Source organism: Aeromonas aquatilis (assembly GCF_054052405.1).
Genome location: NZ_JBSTYP010000008.1, coordinates 73,520 through 93,873 on the forward strand (window position 1 = coordinate 73,520; position 20,354 = coordinate 93,873).

The following is a 20,354-nucleotide window of genomic DNA, read 5'->3' on the forward strand; positions in this document are numbered from 1 at the left end:
GCTCGGTGATCAGCCGCGTTTGGCCTGCTTCTCGGCAATGGCGTCAGCCACGTCAGCCGGCTCCAGTACGATGCCTTCCTGATCCGGGGTCGGGAACACGGCAACACACAGCTCGTCCTGCTCCATACCGTCAACCCAGCGCTCCAGCCACACCTTGAGGGTGATGGACTGCGGCTTGCAATCGGCCCACTCACCTTCGGCCCACGCCTTGGCGTACTCCGGGTGCGGCCATACCGGGATGCAATCTTCATCGTCGGTGGTCAGCATCATGACGCCATGCTCGTCAGTCAGGACGAACAGCTCTTCATGCTCGACCAGCTTGCTGATGAAGTGATCGTAACGGTAATCAGCGTTCAGTTGCAGCGCGGCATTGCGCTCTGTGTCGCTCAGTTCATAGCTCATTGGCCAAGTCTCTCTCTCGATAAAGGGCGCCATGTTCACATCTTGTCGTCAGCTTGTCCAGCTTGCAGCCCCTTGGCACCGGATGGGGAGGACAATGACGCAAATAAGGATAGAGCAGCCTCCTCGATAGCGAGGCCGCCAGCCATCATATTGCCCCTTTTACAACGCAGGGGTGATCAGATCCACATCAGGCTGCTCGCTCAGCTTTTGCCGCAGCCAGTAGACGGACTCCACCTCGACAAAGCAGAGCAGATCCCGGCCATTGGCCGCCATCGCCATCAGCTGCTCAAAACGCAGCTGTTGTTGCTGCTCCCAGGCGGCAGCGAGTTTGGCACCGTGGGCCTCATCCACCACTTCGCGACGCAGCTCGAACAGGTTATCGGTGATCGGGCTGTTGATCTTGGCGGCGGTGTGCCAGTACATCAGCAGGTTATCCATCATCTCGCTGTCGTAGTTGGCCAGTGCATCCAGCTCGGGTGTATCACCGCTGTCGCTGGCGGCAAAATCACACCAGCCCGCATCGAGTGACGCCAGCTCATGAGCCCCCTTAGCATGCTTGCGCAACAGTGCAATGTCGGCTCCCTTGCGTGCAGGTAACCACACCTCGCCCTGATGGGCATCCAACAGGGACGTCAACGAAGCAGCGGGGTAAACCGGAAAGCGGGTACAAAGTGAATGCAGCAGGGATACCAGAGTGATCTTGACCATGAGCGATACCTTGAACAGGGCGAACAGCCACCAATAGACCGTCCGATATAAAGAAGTGCCCTATCCTACCACGTTTGGTCCGGCTCGGCCCTTGGCGAAGCTGTCAGCCAACCATCTGATTACGCCGAAAAAAACAGCATTTGAAACGCAGCATCCAGTCAAAGGTCAATAATTTGAGCCAGCGCCCACTAAAGTGGATCTGGGGATGCTAGTTTGCATACATCTTTAGCGTAAGGAGTAAATCCATGATTGGGATCGACCAGGTTTCTAACGAATTCGTGAACGATTTGAAAATACTGGCATGCTTTGATCCGGCCAACATGAGCCTAGGGATTAAATTACGCAGCGATATGTCTGAAGAGTTGTGCCAGGCGGCAGCCCGTCTGCACCAACAGGGGCTCATCAGCGCAGAAGATGGCGGCTATCTCACCCCGTTTGGCATGACCATGGTTGAACACCTGCAACATCTGCTGGTCGCACTCAAACCGCTTTGACCGGCTGTGGTGCCCAGAGTGAAAAGTTGAGTAGCTCCCAGCGCTCCCCTTGGTGAAGATGACAGGCAAACAGCAAAGGACCTTCGGGTCCTTTTACTTTGCCATCCACCAGCCACTCCCCCTCCCTTTCAGGCACCAGTCGCGCATTCACCTCATCGGGTTGCAGCGCAGCACCTATTCGGACCTGGACAGACTGCTGGCAGATCACCTGCGCTTCCATCGCGGATTGAACCGGTACCGGCGCATCGGACGTCGGAGTCAAGGTGGCAACAAGCAGGAGCGATAGCAGCATGATTCAGCACATGTGAGTCAGTAGCGGGAGCCAGATAAACAAAAAGCCGTGGCACCAGAGGTACCACGGCTTTCTTAAATTCTGTAAAAATTACAGAGCAGTAACGTTCTCAGCCTGCGGGCCTTTCTGACCTTGGGTCACAGAGAACTGTACGCGCTGACCTTCAGCCAGGGTGCGGAAACCGGCACCTTGAATAGCGCTGAAGTGAACGAAAACGTCCGGGCCGTTTTCTTGCTGGATGAAGCCAAAACCTTTGGTTTCGTTGAAAAACTTAACGGTACCGGTGATCATGTTAGACATATCTTTAAACCTGTATTCAAAATAATTACTTATGCTTTTCAGCGGGTAAAGCTCAAAAAACGGGATTAACTTATGAACAACAGGACAAGATGCAGAACATCGTATTCATTGACATAACTATCGCCCTTTCAAGCTGATTTGGATTATACGTGGCTTTGTAGATTACGCAAACAAATTTGTGCCCTGCCAATGACAGGGCGCAAACCGTTATAATGTGGCCGCTTCCAACGCTTCGACCAGCGCTCTGAGAAAACGGGCCGCCTCCCCGCCAGTGCACGCTCTGTGGTCAAATGTCATCGACAACGGCAATGCCCTAACGGGGCGTGCTTCACCATGGATGAACACCACTTTTTCAAACAACTTGCCTGCCCCTATGATGGCCACCTGCGGCGGCGTGACGATGGGGCTGGCGTAGCGGCCTGCGATGGCGCCGAAGTTGGTGAGGGTAATGGTCGCCCCCTGCAACATCTCGCGGGGCACGGCGCGCGCCTTCACATCGGCGATCATCCGATCCAGCCCCTGCCGGATATCCGCCCCCTCCCGCTCGGCCACGTTCTCCATCACCGGCACATAAAGGCCATGCTTTGAATCCACCGCGATGGCCACATTGACCTCTTTGAACAGCCGCCGTGACAGGGTTTCGCCATCGAACCAGGCATTCATCGAGGGCTCGGCGCGGCACGCCACGCCAATGGCCTTGATCAGGCGCACCGTCACATCCTCATCAGGGCGCCAGTGACGCAAATCCACCTCGTCGGTGATGCTGACCGGCACCACAGTCTGATGAGAGAGCTCCATCGCCTTGGCCATGGCCCGCCGTGACCCTTTGAGGAATTCGTTGCCACTGCTCTGCTGTGACTCGAATGCCTGCTGCACATCCAGTTCGGTCACCATGCCGCCGCTGCCACTTCCCTTGATCCGGTCGATATCCAGACCCAGTTTTTGTGCCAATAACCGCACGGCGGGCATGGCTTGCACCAACGCCCCCCCCGGGGCAATGGCCCCCACCACGAAGTGATCCTCGATATGTTGCTGATGGGCGCTCACCTTGCCTACCACGGTCCCATCATCTTCGCCCCCCTCGAACTCCACCAGCGGCGCACCGATATGGAGGATATCCCCTTCGGCGCCGCAGAGACGGGCGATAACCCCGGCCACCGGAGAGGGCACATCCACCAGTGCCTTGGCCGTTTCCACCGACAACAGCACCTGATCGACCGCAACGGTATCACCGGCACTCACCTTCCACTCGACGATCTCGGCTTCGGCCAACCCTTCACCCAGATCCGGTAATTTGAAAAATTTCATAGCCACTGGTTCTCCATCAGCTGCTGAGCCGCATCGGCGATATCCTGCTCGGTGATGAGGTAATATGCTTCGTTGCGATAATAGGGCACGGCGGCATCCACGCCGGTCAGCCGCTTGGGCGGCGCCTTGAGGCTGGGAAGTGCCTGCTCGGTCACCCGCGCCACAATTTCGGCCCCGACCCCGAAGCTACCACAGGCCTCGTGCACCACCAGCAAGCGGCCGGTCTTGCGCACCGAGGTGAGGATTGTCTCCATATCCAGCGGCTTGATGGTGGCCAGATCCAGCACCTCGCACTGGATATCCTGCTCGTCCAGCAGATTCGCCGCCCGCACCACCTCCTGAATGCAGGCTCCCCAGGCTACTACCGTGATATCCCGGCCCGGGCGCAGGGTGAAGCAGACATCCAGCGGCAGGCCGACACCGTCATCCACAACCTCGGATTTCATCGAGCGATAGATGCGGTCCGGTTCAAAAAACATCACGGGATCCGGATCTCGGATGGCCGAGAGCAGCAGGCCATAGGCGCGTCTCGGGCTGGAGGGGATCACCACCCGCAACCCCGGAATATGGGCAAACAGCGCCTCGACACTCTCGCTGTGGTGTTCCGGCGAATGAATGCCAGCGCCATACGGGGAGCGATAGACGAGGGGACAGGAGAGGCGGCCGCGGGTGCGGTTTCGCATCCGCGCCGCCTGACAGATGATCTGCTCCATCCCGGGGAAGATGAAGCCCTGAAACTGGAACTCAGCCACCGGCTTGAGCCCCTGAGTGGCCATGCCGACCGCCACCCCGGCGATCAATCCCTCGGCCAGCGGCGTGTCGATCACCCGCTTGAAACCGAACTTGTCGCGCAGCCCCACGGTGGCGCGAAACACCCCGCCGTTGACCCCCACATCCTCGCCCAGTACCACCACATCCGGGTCGTGCTCCATCTCGTAGTGAAGGGCCATGTTGACCGCTTCCAGCAAACTGATCTCACTCATGACCAACCTCCTGCTTCATCCCCTTGGCAATCACTCGCTCGCGCTGGGGCACGAGTTCGGCGGGCAGGCTGGCGTAGTGATAATCGAGCATCGCCTCCGGCGGCTGGGGCGCCATCGCCTCATAGCGGGCGACCGCCTGCTCTACCTCCCGGGTGGCTTCCGCCAGCAGGCTCTGCTCCTGCTCTTCATCCCACCAGCCCTGGCTGTGCATAAACTGGCGCAGCCGCTTGACCGGCTCTTTCGCCCAGGCTGCCTCGACCTCGGCCCCGTCGCGATAGCGAGTGGCATCATCGGCCGTGGTGTGATCGCCGAGACGATAACTGACCGCTTCTATCAGGGTCGGCCCCTTGCCGCTGCGGGCCCGCTCGACGGCACTGCGGGCGGCATCGTAGACCGCAACCACATCGTTGCCATCCACCTGCAGGCTGCGCACCCCTGCACCAATCCCCTTTTGGGCCAGCGTAGGAGCGCTCGATTGCAGCTTGCGTGGCACCGATATGGCCCACTGGTTGTTGTTGACAATGATGACCATCGGCAGGTGCCAGACACCGGCGCAGTTGAGCCCCTCCAGAAAATCCCCCTTGGAGGTGCCACCGTCGCCGATAGTGACTACGGCAACCCGCGGTTGATTACGCAGTTTGAAGGCCGAGGCAATACCGCAGGCGTGGGTGATCTGGGTGGCGATGGGGACGCAGATGGGGAGATCTTCAGAGGGAGTCCCATCGGGTTTGAGAAAATAACTGCCCCGCTCGTCACCACCCCAATATTGCAAGTTCTTCTCCATCGGCACGCCCCGCACATAGAGGGTGGGCATGTCCCGATAGTAGGGGACGTAGACATCCTGCGGCTGCATGGCCAGACCAATGCCAATCCCCACGGCTTCTGCGCCGAGATGGGAGGGAAAAGTACCGAGCTTGCCGGTTCGTTGCAGCGCAATCGCTTTTTTGTCATAGCTGCGCACCATCACCATATTGCGGTAGAAGGTGTGCAGTATCGCCTTGTCCAGCCAGGTCGGTAAGGTGGCGACCGGGCACCCTTCCGCATCGAGGTAACGAAGGAAAGGGATGTCGACATGGGTCATAACTGGCTCCTTGCCGTTGTAGGCGTCACCGATGCTGGTGACACCTAGATGTAAATACCTTGTTAAATAAAAAGCAAAGGGATTTACTCAGGTAAGACCAGTAGAAACTTCTTTAAAGTAGCGAAGGAGCTGAATTTTCGGCGATGAGTGGCAAGGTATGCCGTAAATGGTGCAACTTTGCAGCACTGAATGCAGGATGCAAAATGTGAAAAAGGGGAGCCTTGCCCCCCCTTCTGTTACTCAAGTCAGCGGTTACGCCAACCAGCAGTTACGCCAGCCACTGTTGCAGCTGGCGGGCCATACCAGCTGGCAGCAAGTGAGCGCGACTTAGCAAGCGGCTGCGCCAGGGCTCGGCCAGCAAGGTGGGGCAAATTCGCAACTCCCGCCCCCTGTCAGCCACGCGCACCAACCGATCGATAAGAGTTTCCAGCGGCGGATGCACCGGCCAGTGAGGATAGAGGTTGGCAGTCGCGATCCCGGCCAGCTCGCACACCCGCTCCTCTTCCCCATCTCCCTTCCCAGCAACCATTGGCCAGGGGTGAAGCACCTGCAGCCAGCCCGGCCGTGCTGCCTCCAGCAACTGGCCCAGCGTCGGCTGCGCAAAATGAGGATCCCCTGCGGCTTTGAGCAGATGGCGCGCCCCCGCCAGCACCACCACGCCGCGGGCGGGAAGTGCAAGAAGATAGTCGGCCAGCGCCAGATCCCGCCCCCTGTTGTGCTGCTGCCAGCGCTCCGGACTCATCTCCTGCCACTCGAATGAGGGCTCGCAGAGATGCACCCGCAGCCGCATATGTGCAGGGCGCGCCAGATTGTTCTGGCGCAGGGCAGCGAAGAGGGCCGGAAACTCGGGGGCCATCCAGGCGGGAAAGGCGCATGAGTCGAGCCAGACCGGATAGAGCCGCCCCAGCGTGAGCGGCTCCCCCTGCCAGCTCTCCTCCCCCGCCAGCCAGGCATTAAGCAAGCCCTGATGGCGGCGATTGCCGCACTCCAGCACCAGATCGGTCATGACTCCCCAGAGCGCCGGATCGCAGAGCCAGGCGTGCTGGCTCCGGATAAAATCCGGGTGCCAATGCGGCTCCCCCAGCCCCACCAGCTTGCCCGCCAGCAAGGCTTCCCGGATGGCGTCTATCGGAGTCCTGGCGACCACTCTGACCACGTTTTCATTTTCCTGCGCTATCCCAGACATCAGATTTATCTCCTCGCTCCCACCCACCATAACAACACGCTTCTCGCGTTTATTGATGACATCAGTTATCGCGGCCAGATCCATTCCCCCCCTGATAGTCTCAGCCATCGATCACGGATGGTGGTTGCCATTGCACCGTACCCGCCCCGTCAGCTCGTCAGTAAAAAAGTGTTGCGAACGGAACAAGATAGCCGAGATAATGATAATGCTTATCATTTAAATATTATGGAAGATGTAAATAATGAAATTCTCAACCTCCCGTTTTATTGCTCCCAGCCTGCTGGCCACCACCATATTCACCCTGCTGACCCAGCAAGCGGTCGCCGCCAGCAACGCCCCTCAAGCCGACGAGGTGATCACCGTCACCACCACGGCGCACAATACCCGCTCGGCCCCTGCCTCCATCTCGGTTATCAGTGCCGAACAGATCAAGGCCACACCGGTCAATGACCTTGCCGACCTGCTGCGCCACGAGGTAGGCATCCAGGCCGAGACCGACACCAATGGCCGCAGCGACATCGGTATTCGCGGCATGTCCGGCAAATACACCCTGGTGCTGGTGGATGGCAAACGCCTCTCCTCCTCCAATGCCCTGTGGCGCGGTGGCAACTTCGACAACACCCCGGTGCCCCTTGGCATGATCGAGCGGGTCGAGGTGATACGCGGCCCCATGTCGGCACTTTACGGCTCCGATGCCATCGGCGGTGTCATCAACATCATCACCAAGCAGCCGGGCAAAACCTGGCAAGGGGCAGCCGATGCTGACTTCAAGGCCATCGAGGGCAAGGATGGCGGCGATCAGCACAGAACCAACCTGGGCTTTACCGGCCCGCTGACCGACAACCTGCTGATCCGGATGAACGGCGAGGTGTATGACCGTCAAGCCTGGACCCCCACCGAAGCCGCTGACGGCATCCCCCTTATCGAAGCCAAGCAGACCCGCAACTTCGCCTCCACCCTGAGCTGGCTGGTGGATGAGCAGCAACGCTTCGAGCTGGATTACCTCTACAACCAGGATGAGCGGCCTCTCGATATCTTCCGCAAAACCGGCAACAAGGTGCACAGCCGCCAGCAGCAAAACGATCGCAACCTGTTTGGTCTGACCCACAAGGGGAACTGGAGCTGGGGTGACACCACCGTCATGGCCAACTACGAGACCTCCCAGATCGACGACTTCAACACCAGCTACTCTGCCCCGCAGCAGCGGGAGCTGGAAGAGAACACCTTGACCCTCAAGGGCTATACCAACCTGGCGCTGGCTAACCACTACCTGACCCTGGGTGGTGAATATCTGGATCGGGAGCTGGTGGATGCGGTGAGCTACAAGGATATCGGCGGTAAAGAGAGTCACTCTCAGGAGGCGCTGTTCGCTCAGGACGAAATCGGCCTGACCGACAGCCTGACCTTCACGCTGGGCGGCCGTTACGATCACCACGAGATCTACGGCAGCCACTTCACCCCGCGCGGCTATCTGGTCTATGAGATGAACGATGTGGTGACAGTGAAAGGCGGTGTCAGCCAGGCCTTCAAGGCACCGGCACCACACCAGTACTCCAACGGTTACAGCATCGAGAGCTGCGGCGGCAGCTGCCGCATCTATGGCAGCGACAAGGTCAAGCCGGAAACCAGCACCAACTACGAGCTGGGTGTCATCGCAGGAGAAGGGATCTGGGAAACCAGCGCCACCCTCTTCTACTCCGATATCGACGACATGCTCACCTTCAAGCAGTTGCCGAACTCCACTGACCGCACCTGGTACAACCTGGAGAAGGCCACCACCAAGGGGCTGGAGCTGACCGGCAAGCTCGATCTGACCGACGACATCAATCTGGGTGCCAACTACACCTACCTGAAAGCGGAAGGCGATCAGGGTCAGGCTCTGCCCGAGCGGCCGGAGCACAAGGCCAATGCCAAGATCACCTGGCAGGCCACCGAGCGGGTCAATGCCTTTGTCGGCACCACCTACACCGGTACCCAGTTTGCCGAGCAGACCGTCAACAAGGTTGTCGTACTACACAAACTGCCCAGCTATCAGACCTTCGATCTCGGCACCGGCTTCAAGGTCACCGAGAACTTTGATCTTCGATTGGGGATCACCAACCTCACCGATGTGCGTCTGCAAGAGAAAGATACCCTCTTCCAGAACGTCGAACCGGGTCGCAGCTACTACGTCAGCGGCTCGGCCCGCTTCTAAACGGGCCGACAGGCAGACAACAAGCAAAAACAAACGTGGCCCCATTGGGGCCACGTTGTTATTCGCTATTTGACGTTCATCAGGCGACTGACTCACGCTCCACCAGCTGGGCTTCAAACTTGAGCGCCAAGCCGTCAACCGGCTTGTGATCGAGCAGGCGCAGCGCCAGCTCGGCAGCGCGGCTGCCCATCTCCTCGATGGGGTAACGTACCGTGGTAAGCTTGGGATAGATGTAGCGGGCGTAGGGGATATCGTCGAACCCCACCACCGATACCTGCTGCGGGATCTTGTAACCCCGCTCCAACAGGCAAGAGATCGCCCCCGCCACCATGCCGTCGTTGAAACCGAGCACGGCCGTGAACTCGACGCCACGAGTCAGCAGCTCAGTCATCGCCACATAACCCCCTTTTTCGTCGGCAAAGGCGCGACTGATCAGGGCCGGTTCAAGGGCAATACCAGCACGCCCCAGCGTCTGGGTATAGCCTGCCATCCGTTGCTGACCATCGACGAACTCCTCATCATCGGAGGTAATAAAGGCGATGTTGCGATGACCGGCATCCAGCAAGTGCTGGCACGCGGTGGTGATCCCCGCCTGGTTATCGAGCCAGACGCAGCGATCCTCAAAGCCCGGCACCTGACGGTTGATGAAAACGATGGGGGTAGAGCCTGCCGCCAGCTCACTCAGCTCCTCGTCCGGAAGCGCCTTGCTGTGGAGGATCAGCGCATCGCACTGGCGCTGCAGCAGCGCTTGAATGGCGTGACGCTCGCGCGCGATATCGTGGTTGCCAGACATGACGATGGTGAACTTGTTGGCCTGATCGACCATGGTTTCGATGCCACGCATCATCTGGGCAAAGAAGGGGCCGCCGCAGAGGTCGCCAACCAGCACGCCAATGCAGTTGGAACGCTTGCTGACCAGTGCCTGGGCAAAACTGTTGGGTCGAAAATTCAGTTCCTTCATGGCCGCCAGTACGGCCTCACGCTTTTCCGGTGCTACCTGTGCCGTGTTGTTGATAACCCGCGACACGGTGGAGATAGACACATTTGCCAGCTGAGAAACGTCTTTAATCGTTGCCACTATCCATTCCTTTATTGTGGGGGAACCTGTCGGTGCCGACGCCCGAGTATACCCTGCAGTCTGATGCAATTCCCGGAGCCCGGTCACCGGGCATGTTTCCTTTGGTAACAAAACCTTACCAGATGATAACCGGCGGCAGGAAAATTTGAAATCAGGGGCCGGCTGGCGGCCCCCGACTCAATAGGCGTGATTGAGCTCCCGATCCGACATGAAGCGCAGCGGCTGCTGCAACTTGTGCTGATAGATGAGATCGAACGACAGCACATTCTGCACGTAGTTGCGCGTCTCCTTGTACGGGATGCTCTCGACCCAGACATCCATCGGCTTGTTGTCACTCTGCTCTCGCCAGCGCTTCACCCGTCCCGGCCCAGCATTGTAGGCGGCCGCCGCCAGGATCCGGTTTCCGTCATAGACATCCAGCAAGCGCTTGAGATAGGCGCTCCCCAGACGAATATTCATGGTCGGATCAAACAGTTGCTGCTCGTTGCGATAGGGCACCCCCAGCTTGCCGGCGGTCTCTTTGGCAGTAGCAGGCATCAGCTGCATCAGACCGCGCGCCCCCACCGGCGACTGGGCCAGCGGATAGAGGGCACTCTCCTGGCGGGAGATGGCATAGAGCAAACTGGTGTTCATGGTGCGCTCTTGCGCCATCTGGGAGAAGGTGCGTTTGAGCGGCAGCGGGAAGCGCAGGTCTAGGGCATCCCATGCTTCGGCGCGAATGCTGGCGAGAATGGCCAACTCGTGCCAGCCCTGATTGAGGGCGATATGACCAAACTCGATGCGCTGGGCCACCGGATTGCGATCCATGTTGTGGATCCACTCCGAGCGGGCCGCTGCAATCTCGTTCATCGACAGCAGCTCGCGCACCCGCAACAGGAAGGGCCAGCGCTGGCTGGCCGTACGCCAGTCCGGTACATGCTTGACGCTCTGGCTCTTGATGCGATAAGGCACCCCGGTGCGCTGGGCAGCCATGAAACCGTAGAAACCACGCAGGTTGGCGGTCTCCAGGTAGAGATCCCGCGCCGATTTTTGCTGCCCCTGCACTTCAAGGGAGCGCGCCATCCAGTAGCGCCAACGATCCTCTTTCTGACGGGCCATCGGCATCATCTTCACCCAGCCGGAGAGGCCACGCCAATCCTGCTCCCAGATGGCCAGTCGTGCCCGCAGTTCGGTGATATCGGGATCCGCCAGCTTTTTCACCGTGCTGTCGACCCAGCTGCGCTGGGCTATGGAGCGATCCAGCAGCAGGCGGCGGGCAATGGCACGCTCTACCGGTTTCACCTCGGCCTGGGTCAGGCCGAAACGGCTGCGAAACAGCGCAAGCTGTCGCAGCACCGACTCCGGTTCCTGATTGGCATAGCGGGTCAAACCAAGGGAGAGCAGCTTGCGGGAATAGGGATTGCTGCTGAAATAGGCCGGGTTCATCGCCTTGGCTGGCTGCTCGAACAGGGTCACCATCTGATCGCCATAGCTCTGCAAGCCGCTACCGATGGTCGCGCCAAGGTGGCGGATCAGATTGGGGTTTTCCGCCTCGAACGCCAACGTCATCCGCTGCCAGATCTTCTCCTGGGTACGCTGACCGGATGCCTGCCACAGCTGGAACAGCGGGGAGCAGGCATCGGGGCGCGACTGGCCGCTCATCCAGATCTTGCCCGCCCCCTGCAACGCCTCTTTCGGCTTGCCGGTGTAATAGAGCGCCTGATAGTGCATGCAGAGCAGATCGGTGGAGCTCGGCTTGGCCGGATAGAAGCGCAGGAACTGCAACCACTGCTGGCTCTGGGCCAGATAGGTCAGATAGCTGCGCTCCAGCCGGTTGGACTGGGGGGTATCCCCATGCTGGCGGATAAAGCGGGTCACATCGTTGTAATCCGCCGCCCCCGGACGAAAGGCGAGCTGATAGTAATCGAGGTAAGGGAGCAGGGGGTAATGGGTCAAACGGGCACGAATTTGCTGGAAACGGGCCTGATCATTGGCCCGTACGGCGTCATACGCCTGACGGTAGAGCGTCTGGTCGGCAGTCTGCGCCATCAGGGTCGGCACGAACAGCGCCGACAAAACAATTCCCCATACAGCTTTCACTGAGCATCTCCATTGAGGGCAATACACCGCCCGCTGGCGGTGGGTCTACTGCCTCTCATTCTACCCGTTGCCGGGCAGCGCTACAGCGGGGAGCAGGGACTATTTTTCTGCCTCCCTCAGCTGCATTTCGCGCAGTTGCTCCGGTCTGGTCAGCCGCTGTACATATTTCTCCAGATAGGGGACCTGCAGCGGCTTGGAGGCGAGATAGCCCTGATAGAAACTGCACCCCTGCGCCTTGAGAAACTCCAGTTGCTGACGGGATTCCACCCCTTCTGCCGTGACGTTGAACCCCATATGTCGCGCCATGGCGATCACCGCCTCGACGATGGCCATGTTGTCGCCATCTCTCGGGATATCCTGAATGAAGGAGCGGTCGATCTTGAGCTCATCGGCTGGCAGCCGCTTGAGGTAGCTCAGGGAGGAGTAACCGGCGCCAAAATCGTCGATAGCAAAGCTGATGCCGAGCTCCTTGAGCTCGGTCATCTTGCTGATGGTGTCCTCGGCATGGCCCAGCACCACGGATTCGGTGATCTCCAGATTGAGGCAGGCCGGATCCATGCCGGTTTGCGCCAGCACATCGTGGATCCGCTCGACAAAGTCAGTGGCATGGAACTGCTTGGCACTGACGTTGACCGAGATCTGCGGAATGTGGATGCCGTTCTCCTCCCACAGCACATACTGGGCGCACGCCTCGTGCAGCACCCAGTTGCCGATATCGACAATCAGGTCCGTCTCCTCGGCAATGGGGATAAATTCGGCCGGCGAGACCAGCGAGCGACCGGCTGGCTGCCAGCGAATGAGCGCCTCGACGCCGATGATGTCGCCGCCATCCACCAGATGCTGGGGTTGATAGTAGAGGGTCAGCTCTTGCTGGCTGAGGGCGTTGCGCAATTCGTTGTGAATGAGCAGACGGCGATCCGCCTGCTGCTGCATCGAGGCGTCAAAGAAGCGGCGGGTCTTGCGACCGGCCGACTTGGCCTGATACATGGCGGTGTCTGCCTGCTTGAGCAGATCATCAACCCCCTGTTCCCGATCCGGAAACAGGGTAATGCCGACACTGGCGCCGATGTGCAGCACTTGCCCGACATAGGTATAAGGAGCGGCAATCTCGGTGATGAGCCGCTCGGCAATGATATCGGCCTGCATCTCCGCCTGGGGCGGGCTGGCCGAGAGCGATGGCAGCAGCAGTACAAACTCGTCACCACCGAGGCGGGCCAGGCAATCACCTTGCCGCACCAACCGTTTGAGACGGGCGGCGACCTCCTTGAGCAGCCAGTCACCGGTAGCGTGGCCGAGGGAGTCGTTGATGGTCTTGAAGTGGTCGAGATCGATAAAGAGCAGCGCGCCAATCAAGCCATCGCGGGTCGCCTCGTTGAAGGTCTGCACCAGTGTCTCGTGGAGCTGACGGCGATTGGGCAATCCGGTCAGCTCGTCGTAATAGGCGAGATCCTGAATGCGTCGCTCGGCCGCCTTGCGCTCGGAGATATCCTCGAAGCAGATGACAAAGTGGCTGATCACCCCTTTTTCATCCTGCACCGGCGTAACTATCTCCCACTGGGGATAGGTGTGACCATCAACATGGCGACGCTGGGTCTCCCCCTGCCAGCGGCTGAGGGTGTTGAGCTCGTAACCGAGCCCACCCAGATTGGGCCAGAGATCCTCTTCCAGATGCAGGCCTAGCACCGACTGGCTGTCAAAGCCGGTGATCTGGCTGAAGGCGTTGTTGACCCGCAGGATCTTGAACCCCGGATCCGTGATGATGATCCCTTCATGGGTCTCGAATGCAACGGCAGAGAGGCGCATCTGGGCATCTGATTGCAATCGCTCCAGCTCGGCCACCATCCGTACCGAAAAGGTATTGAGTACCGAGGTGAGGTTGCTGGTATCTGCCGGAGCCGAATAGAGCAGCGCCAGATGGCCCAGAAGTTGGCCTCTGGCATCAAACAGCGGCTGACCATAATAAGTCTGCCCGGCCGCCAGCCAGGGTTGATACTCCTGCGACTCATCGATCACCTCGAAACAGATGGCCCCTTGCTTGTAGAGCTCCTGACAGGGGGAGCCCGCCAGCGGGTAGTCCTTCTGCGCCAGCCCGTCGGCGGCCAGCACTTTGACCCGGTCGGCACCGCACAACTCACCCACCCAGACCGCATCCACCTTGAGGATATGGGCCAGCTGGCTGACCAGGGTATTGAAGAAATCGAGTCCGGTGCGGGCAGAGAGCGCCTGCGCCAACTGGGTGAGCAAGGTGGTTTGCAGCAATGGCAAAGAGAGGTTGAGAGAGGAGACCGCACTGTTGGCGGTATCAAGAGGGGCCAGCCAGCCACAGCAGATCTGCTGGGTAGGCACAAACTGGCCGCTCCAGAGCACATGGTTGAGCTGCCCCTGATCATCTTTCAGATGACCGATGAACTGTTCAGGCAGATGTGATTCATGAAGCCGGACGAGAAAGTCAGCAAAGCCTGCCTCATCTTCCGGTAACAGGCGAGCGGCCCAGGGATGATTGCCCTCCCCTTGCCACTGCTGGTAGGCCCCCTGATCAGAGAGACTCCACTGATCATGTTGCCGATCGAAAAACCACATGACTTGCGTGGCCTGCTGCTTCATTTACCACTCCAACACAACAACCAACCACGTTTGATGTCCAATCAGGCATAGCAACGCCCCCTGCATCCGCTCATCAGATCAGAGGTTGCGAGGGAAGAGTACAAACATGCGATATCAAGCAGTGGAAACCGGACATGAGGTCGACACGAAGTGCTGCCAAGAAGGGACAGAAACGATCCTATTCCCGTCATACTGCCTGCCAGTTTCATGGAGCTCAAGCTGTTTTTGGCACGAAACCGGAAAAGATCACAATTTATAAGTTGCTGAATAGCTAAGGGAAGGTTATGTGACATAGATCACATTTCAATCTTTAGCAATGAGTAATCTGAAGGTGAAGACACAAGCAAGACGACCCGAAGGGGGCCAATATGAAAATCGAAATTACCAGCAAAATCATCGACATCACCCCGGCTATCCGCGAGCGCATCGAATCCCGTTTTGAAAAGCTCGAACGTCTTCAGGTGCCTCTCATCACACCCCATGTGATTGTTTCCAAAGAGCGTCTGATGTTCACTGTCGAAGCCAGTGCTGGCATCCCCAACGGCAAACTGTTTGCCCAGGCAGAGCATGAGGACCTCTACGCCGCCATCAACGAACTGGGGCAAAAACTGGAGCGCCAACTCAACCGTCACACCGAAAAGCCGATTGCCCGTCGTGCCAATGCCGCACTCAAAGAGCAGCCGCAACCGGATGAAGCTGACGCTTGATAGCATGCCGCAAGGCTAAAAATTCCAAAGAGCATAAAGGCGGGTTACCCGCCTTTTTGTTGCCTGTGATTTACCCCACAAGCACAGCATTACGTCAGTGAACAGACGCCATCAACTAAGCCAGTGCAACCGGGTATCCACTCCCTGTTGCAAACGGTCGAGGATCGGCAGCAATACCAGCGGATCCTCCTGGCGTGGCATATCGGCCAGCTTTCCTTGCAACCGCTCCCGCGCCAGCGGTGACAGGTTGTCGTAGACAGCCTCATCCAGCAGCGGTTGTTTGACCGCCAGCGGCGGTGTTTGCAGCGCCAGCCAGAGCCGCACATCCACCATGCTTCCCCCCTGCTGCAGCCGCTCATTGATGGCACTGCAGTCACTCCCCGCCCCTTCAGCCACCAGCACCTCTGCCGGTCTCAGCTCAAAGTGCAGACGCCAGTCACGGCTCTGGGGAGTGGCCGCCGCTTTGGCATCAAACCAGGGCTGCTCCTCCACCGCGTCGGTCAGCAGGGCCAGATGCAGCCGGAAATCAGCCCGATCCCCATGCTGCAGGTCACGGTTGAGGCGCTGCCCCAACTGGCCCTCATCGACGAGCAGGTGATTACGGATTGAACTGGGCAGCATGAGATAACTCTCGAAAATGGCGATTTCACTGGTTATCGGCCACAAATCCAATTCTTTTAATGGAAAAATCCTGCTTGGGGGTTCACAAAACCGGAAGATCTGTTAGTATGCGCCTCGCACTTGTGGAGGGGTTCCCGAGCGGCCAAAGGGATCAGACTGTAAATCTGACGGCTCTGCCTTCGAAGGTTCGAATCCTTCTCCCTCCACCATTTCAAGTGCGACAAGTTGAAAGCAATACCCCGTGGAGGGGTTCCCGAGCGGCCAAAGGGATCAGACTGTAAATCTGACGGCTCTGCCTTCGAAGGTTCGAATCCTTCTCCCTCCACCATCATTCAGAAGACCCGGCCTAGCGCCGGGTTTTCGCATTTATAGCCCGTCGCAATCCATTCTACCTCTGCACTCCAGTCCCTTATCGCCGTTTGCCTGCTGCCGATCGCGCAATAAAAAAACGGGAGGCCTGCGCCTCCCGTTTAGGTTCATATCAGCCCTGTTACGGGATGAAGCGTTACAGAGTAAAGCGATAGAAGATATCGACCGCCTGAGCCACCCCGCTCATCGCCTGCAGATAGAGCCGTGGCAATACCTCGTAGCGCAGCTTGAACTCGGCGATGGGGCTGAAGACCCCGACCCCGTACTGGAACTGCAAGCCCGGCAGCAGATAGGCAGACAGAGTCACCTGGGTGTTGTCACCACTGCCCGCGGTATCGAGGGAGACATCGCTCATCCCCAGCGACTCGCCGATACTCGACACCACACCGTTGGCCTGACTCACCGCACCGGCCACCAGCAGACCGTTGAAACCGCCATCCTCACCGCCGGTCTGCAACCCTTTGCCGCGCAGCAGATAGGAGAGTTGTTCCGACTGCGCCATCTGCGGTTCGGAGTAGACAGTGATCTCAGGCTTGCTGGCAGGGCCGGTCACCCGCACCCCAACCGTCACCTGACCTTCTATGGTATCGGGATCCCGGTTAGCCTCGATGTTGAGGAAGGGCCGATCCAGCGGACCGGAGAAGAGGATCCGCCCCTCCTTGATGATGAGGTTCTGACCATAGGCCTTGAAGCGGCCGTTGGTCAGCACCAGCTGGCCATTGCCAGCCAGCGGCTTCTCGGGATCCTGACGGATATTGAGGCCACCGGAGACATCGGTCTTCAGTCCCATGGCATCGAGCTTCACATCGTTGCCAAGGCGGATCGCCACCTTCATCGCCAGCGGCAGGCTGGCCTGCTTGGGAGCCGGAGGCAGATCGTCATAGACCACGGTCACATCGTCGGAGACCGCCACCGCCGAATCCGGCAGACTCTTGACCAGAATGCGCGCCCAGGGAATATCCACCTGACCGGTAATCCGGGTCTCCTCCCCCAGCGACACCGCGATATCGGGCGAGACTCTGACCCGGCCCATGCCCGGATATTGTGCCTCCAGATCCTTGCCCTGAATGGTGAGGCTGCCGCTGACCGGCATCTTGGCCCAGCTGAGCCAGCCGCCCAACGCCAGCGGCCCCTTGCCCACCAACATGGATCCATCGAGCTCGGCGCGGTTGCCCTCGATCTTGAGGCGGGTCACCAGCTTGGTCAGGGTCACCATGTCGGAGTGGGTCTGCACTTCACCGTCACGCAGGTTGAGCTGGCCAAACAGCAGGGGCGCCGCCAGAGTGCCGTCAAAACGGGCATCGGCGGAGATGATCCCTTGCAGGGAGCGCACCTCAGGGATCAGCGGTGCGAAGGTATTGAGCTTGAGATCGTCAAACTTGAGTTGACCGCCGAGCAGACCGCGACCGGCAGGCTCCCTGATCAGCAAGTCGGTATCGATATTGCCGATCTGTTTGGAGGCAAAATCGAGGCGAATGGCCGCCTGCTGCCGCTCGAAATCCAGGGCCAGTGCCAGCTGCTGATAGTCGGTCTTTAGACCATCTGCCACAAAAGTGCCCGGCGTGGTGCGCACCACCGCATGCAGGGTCGGCTGATTGCCACGCCAGCTGGCACGCCCATCGGCCGAGAGCATCGCCTGCCAGCGGAAGTTGTCCGGCAACCAGGGGCGTAGCCGCTTGAGATCAAACTCGCTCAGGGCAAACTCCAGAGTCCCTTGGGCAGCGGAGACCTGACTCCCCTTGACGCAGAGGCTGGCCCCCTGGGAGCCGAGGCAGAGATCCCCCATCGCCAGCCGCTGACGCGGCAGATCGAGATCCAGTGCCCAGGGGGAGATCAAGTCCCAACGGCGCAGCGGGGTTTTCAACTGCAACTCGGAGAGCGCCCCGCGCCAGTGATCTCCGCGCACGCCGCCACCCAGTTTGAGGTTGGCCGCAACAGGGTCACCCTTCATGGTCAGGGTCAACAGATGCTGACCGATATCGCCGCTGAGGTTCAGGGCCAGCTGGCTGAGCTTGGTCTCCCCCTGTTTCAGCTGCGCCACCAACAACGCTAGCTCACCGGCCGGTTTGGCGCCGATCACCGCATTACCCTTGAGACTAATGCCCTTCAGGTCGGTGCCGGCATAGTAGAGCCGGTCGGAGGCGAGATCCGCATCGATTTTTGGCGTCTGCTGATTGCCACTGACCTTCACCTGCCCCTTGATATCCCCTTTCAGGCCGGGATAGATGCCCCCCAGCTGGGGAGCCTGCAGGTTGGCATCGAGTCTCCACTGGGCGCTGCTGATACTGCCCTTGGCCTGCAACTGGTTGGGGCCACTTTGCAGCGAGAGCGCCGGGATCTGCCACTCCATCTTGTCGTTGCCGCTGAGCTCCCCCTTGAGGGCCAGCGGGTACTGGTTGAGCTTGCCATCCACCTTGAGCTTGGGCAGTTTCAGCTCCCAGTGGCCCGCTTCGTTCATCACGAAACGGCTCTCCAACTCACCGGCCAGCGTCCCTTTCAGCTCAGGCATCAGCTCGGCCGGATTGATCCCCTTGAACAGGGTGGTTCCCTGCCACTCGATCCCCTTGTTCCAGGCCAGCTTGCCATCGAGCTTCAGCTCCCCCTTGAGGGCGTTGAGCTGCAAGGCGATCTTGCTGAGCCGCTCCAGATCCCCCTTCCCGTCCAGCGCAAGCTTGAAGGGGGGGACATCGGTTCCCTTGCCGGAGGTATTGAGGGCAAACTGATAGCCGGAGAGCTTGCCCTTGGCAGTCAGGCTCCCCTTGTCCAACCGATAGCTCGGCTCATCTTTGGCAGGCTTGTGAAGAGGCCAGCCGAGGCTCTTCCAGTCGAGGGCCACATCAAAAGGGAGATCCGGGTCGAGGGCGGCCAGCGAGCCCTTGAGACTGGCGGCGACCGGCCCCTTGGCCGACAACGCCAACCCCAGCTTGCCGACCGAACCGTTCAGCGCCAGCGTGGCCTGCTCACCCTGCAGCTCGCCATCCAGCAGCCCCTTGCGGGCCTTGGCATCCAGCGTCACCGCCAGCGGGTAGTCGTCACTGAGCTGGACGTGTCCCTTGAGCGCCAGATCGGCCATGGCGTGGCGCAGCGAGAGCTCGCGCACCTCGATGCGATCATCGACGGCGGTGGCCGAGAGCAGCAGCTTGTCGAGCCCTTCGATCAGCTCGCCCTGCTTATATTTCACGCGAGTCGCGCTAACCCCTTCCAGCTGGATGGGGAAAGGAAGATGAATGGCGGGCAGGACAATGGGGGCAGCCTTTGCCGTGTTCGCAGCTGACGCCCCGTTGCCCTGTTTGACGGTCTTGGCGCTGGCCTTGTCGGTACGAGCAACCGCAGCACCGGCTTGCTTCTCGTTAGCAGTCGGCTGCTTGGCGGATTTGGCTGGGCTGGCGGGTGCCGCGTCATCCAGTGTCACCTTCAGGTTATCGAGCACAGGCCCGCGCACAATCAGCCCCTTGCGGTTGAGGGTGGCGCCGATATCGAGCGACCCCAGGGTCACGGCCACGCCGGGCACCGCCAGATCGAGATCGGCTACCTTGAGGCTATCGACCTGGATCTTGAGTGGCAGCGGGTGCCAGACAAAGGGTTCGGAAGGCTCTTCCGGTGCAGGCTCGGAGTCGGCCACCTTCACCACCGGATGAGTCACTTCAAGCGATTTGATCCAGAGTTTGCCCTGCAGCAACTTGCCGAGATCCCAGTCGAGCACGGCGCGATCCACCGTCACATCCACCAGCTCATCCTGCCAGCCGGCCCCTTCCAGGGTCCAGCCATAGCCAAGCTGGCCCGCCACCAGCTCACCCTTGAGGGAGGGCAGCGCTCCCTTGGCCTGTTGCCACAACCACTTGTTGCCCTGATGGGTAAAGCCCAGCAGGCTGACGCCGATAAACAGCAGGAACACCAGCCCCATCAGCCAGAGGAAAATGCGTTTTAGCCAGATCACAATGCAGACCC

The 20,354-nt window shown here is 59.5% G+C and carries 16 protein-coding genes and 2 tRNA genes; 5 read left to right on the forward strand and 13 right to left on the reverse strand.

Features of this window, described 5'->3' with window-relative positions; genetic code table 11:
- Positions 1-9 precede the first annotated feature (9 nt).
- Together ACW5W8_RS04620 and ACW5W8_RS04625 are read right to left on the reverse strand one after the other, a co-directional pair.
- Positions 10-402 (reverse strand): DUF2750 domain-containing protein, encoded by a 393-nt coding sequence (locus ACW5W8_RS04620; RefSeq protein WP_005334204.1) that lies wholly within the window; start codon positions 400-402, stop codon positions 10-12.
- Positions 403-561: 159 nt separating this feature from the next.
- The gene (locus ACW5W8_RS04625) at positions 562-1,110 is read right to left on the reverse strand and encodes a hypothetical protein (RefSeq protein WP_498626633.1); all 549 of its coding nucleotides are present in this window, start codon (positions 1,108-1,110) and stop codon (positions 562-564) included.
- 245 nt (positions 1,111-1,355) lie between these two features.
- Here ACW5W8_RS04625 and ACW5W8_RS04630 point away from each other — a divergent pair, with 245 nt between their 5' ends.
- Positions 1,356-1,604, forward strand: coding sequence for a TIGR02647 family protein (locus ACW5W8_RS04630; protein ID WP_005334209.1), 249 nt, complete (start codon positions 1,356-1,358; stop codon positions 1,602-1,604).
- Here the strand turns inward: ACW5W8_RS04630 and ACW5W8_RS04635 are convergent.
- From ACW5W8_RS04635 to ACW5W8_RS04660, 6 genes are all read right to left on the reverse strand, one after another.
- The gene (locus ACW5W8_RS04635) at positions 1,591-1,896 is read right to left on the reverse strand and encodes a hypothetical protein (RefSeq protein ID WP_498626634.1); all 306 of its coding nucleotides are present in this window, start codon (positions 1,894-1,896) and stop codon (positions 1,591-1,593) included. The genes ACW5W8_RS04630 and ACW5W8_RS04635 overlap by 14 nt on opposite strands.
- Before the next feature lie 90 nt (positions 1,897-1,986).
- Entirely contained in the window at positions 1,987-2,196 is a 210-nt protein-coding gene (locus ACW5W8_RS04640) for a cold-shock protein (RefSeq protein WP_075112094.1), read from the reverse strand.
- A 207-nt stretch (positions 2,197-2,403) separates the two neighbouring features.
- Complete coding sequence (locus ACW5W8_RS04645) at positions 2,404-3,504, reverse strand: dihydrolipoamide acetyltransferase family protein (protein WP_179903571.1); 1,101 nt, start codon at positions 3,502-3,504, stop codon at positions 2,404-2,406.
- Entirely contained in the window at positions 3,501-4,487 is a 987-nt protein-coding gene (locus ACW5W8_RS04650; RefSeq protein ID WP_498626636.1) for an alpha-ketoacid dehydrogenase subunit beta, read from the reverse strand. Before ACW5W8_RS04650 ends, ACW5W8_RS04645 begins: the two co-directional genes overlap by 4 nt.
- On the reverse strand, positions 4,480-5,568 hold the full coding sequence (pdhA, locus tag ACW5W8_RS04655) for a pyruvate dehydrogenase (acetyl-transferring) E1 component subunit alpha (RefSeq protein ID WP_194496735.1): 1,089 nt from the start codon (positions 5,566-5,568) through the stop codon (positions 4,480-4,482). Before pdhA ends, ACW5W8_RS04650 begins: the two co-directional genes overlap by 8 nt.
- A gap of 268 nt (positions 5,569-5,836) precedes the next feature.
- Positions 5,837-6,754 carry a hypothetical protein gene (locus ACW5W8_RS04660; RefSeq protein WP_498626638.1) on the reverse strand — a complete coding sequence of 306 codons (918 nt, stop codon included), beginning with the start codon at positions 6,752-6,754 and terminating at the stop codon, positions 5,837-5,839.
- A gap of 241 nt (positions 6,755-6,995) precedes the next feature.
- On the opposite strand from ACW5W8_RS04660, the gene ACW5W8_RS04665 reads away from it, so the two are divergent.
- Positions 6,996-8,948, forward strand: a complete 1,953-nt coding sequence (locus tag ACW5W8_RS04665; protein WP_498626639.1) for a TonB-dependent receptor domain-containing protein — start codon at positions 6,996-6,998, stop codon at positions 8,946-8,948.
- A 79-nt stretch (positions 8,949-9,027) separates the two neighbouring features.
- Here ACW5W8_RS04665 and ACW5W8_RS04670 read toward each other — a convergent pair whose 3' ends face one another.
- The 3 genes from ACW5W8_RS04670 to ACW5W8_RS04680 form a co-directional block, all read right to left on the reverse strand.
- Positions 9,028-10,026 carry a LacI family DNA-binding transcriptional regulator gene (locus tag ACW5W8_RS04670; protein WP_498626641.1) on the reverse strand — a complete coding sequence of 333 codons (999 nt, stop codon included), beginning with the start codon at positions 10,024-10,026 and terminating at the stop codon, positions 9,028-9,030.
- A gap of 177 nt (positions 10,027-10,203) precedes the next feature.
- Entirely contained in the window at positions 10,204-12,105 is a 1,902-nt protein-coding gene (locus tag ACW5W8_RS04675) for a transglycosylase SLT domain-containing protein (RefSeq protein ID WP_498626643.1), read from the reverse strand.
- A gap of 99 nt (positions 12,106-12,204) precedes the next feature.
- Complete coding sequence (locus tag ACW5W8_RS04680) at positions 12,205-14,709, reverse strand: putative bifunctional diguanylate cyclase/phosphodiesterase (protein ID WP_498626644.1); 2,505 nt, start codon at positions 14,707-14,709, stop codon at positions 12,205-12,207.
- A gap of 368 nt (positions 14,710-15,077) precedes the next feature.
- Between ACW5W8_RS04680 and hpf the strand changes: the two genes are divergently transcribed.
- Positions 15,078-15,416, forward strand: a complete 339-nt coding sequence (gene hpf, locus ACW5W8_RS04685; protein WP_005334257.1) for a ribosome hibernation-promoting factor, HPF/YfiA family — start codon at positions 15,078-15,080, stop codon at positions 15,414-15,416.
- A 111-nt stretch (positions 15,417-15,527) separates the two neighbouring features.
- Here the strand turns inward: hpf and ACW5W8_RS04690 are convergent, their stop codons facing one another.
- Entirely contained in the window at positions 15,528-16,037 is a 510-nt protein-coding gene (locus ACW5W8_RS04690; protein ID WP_498626646.1) for a VC2046/SO_2500 family protein, read from the reverse strand.
- Between the two features lie 124 nt (positions 16,038-16,161).
- On the opposite strand from ACW5W8_RS04690, the gene ACW5W8_RS04695 reads away from it, so the two are divergent.
- Positions 16,162-16,246, forward strand: a tRNA-Tyr gene (locus tag ACW5W8_RS04695).
- A gap of 34 nt (positions 16,247-16,280) precedes the next feature.
- Positions 16,281-16,365 (forward strand) — tRNA-Tyr (locus tag ACW5W8_RS04700).
- 177 nt (positions 16,366-16,542) lie between these two features.
- Here the strand turns inward: ACW5W8_RS04700 and tamB are convergent.
- Entirely contained in the window at positions 16,543-20,343 is a 3,801-nt protein-coding gene (gene tamB / locus ACW5W8_RS04705; RefSeq protein WP_498626648.1) for an autotransporter assembly complex protein TamB, read from the reverse strand.
- Positions 20,344-20,354 lie beyond the last annotated feature (11 nt).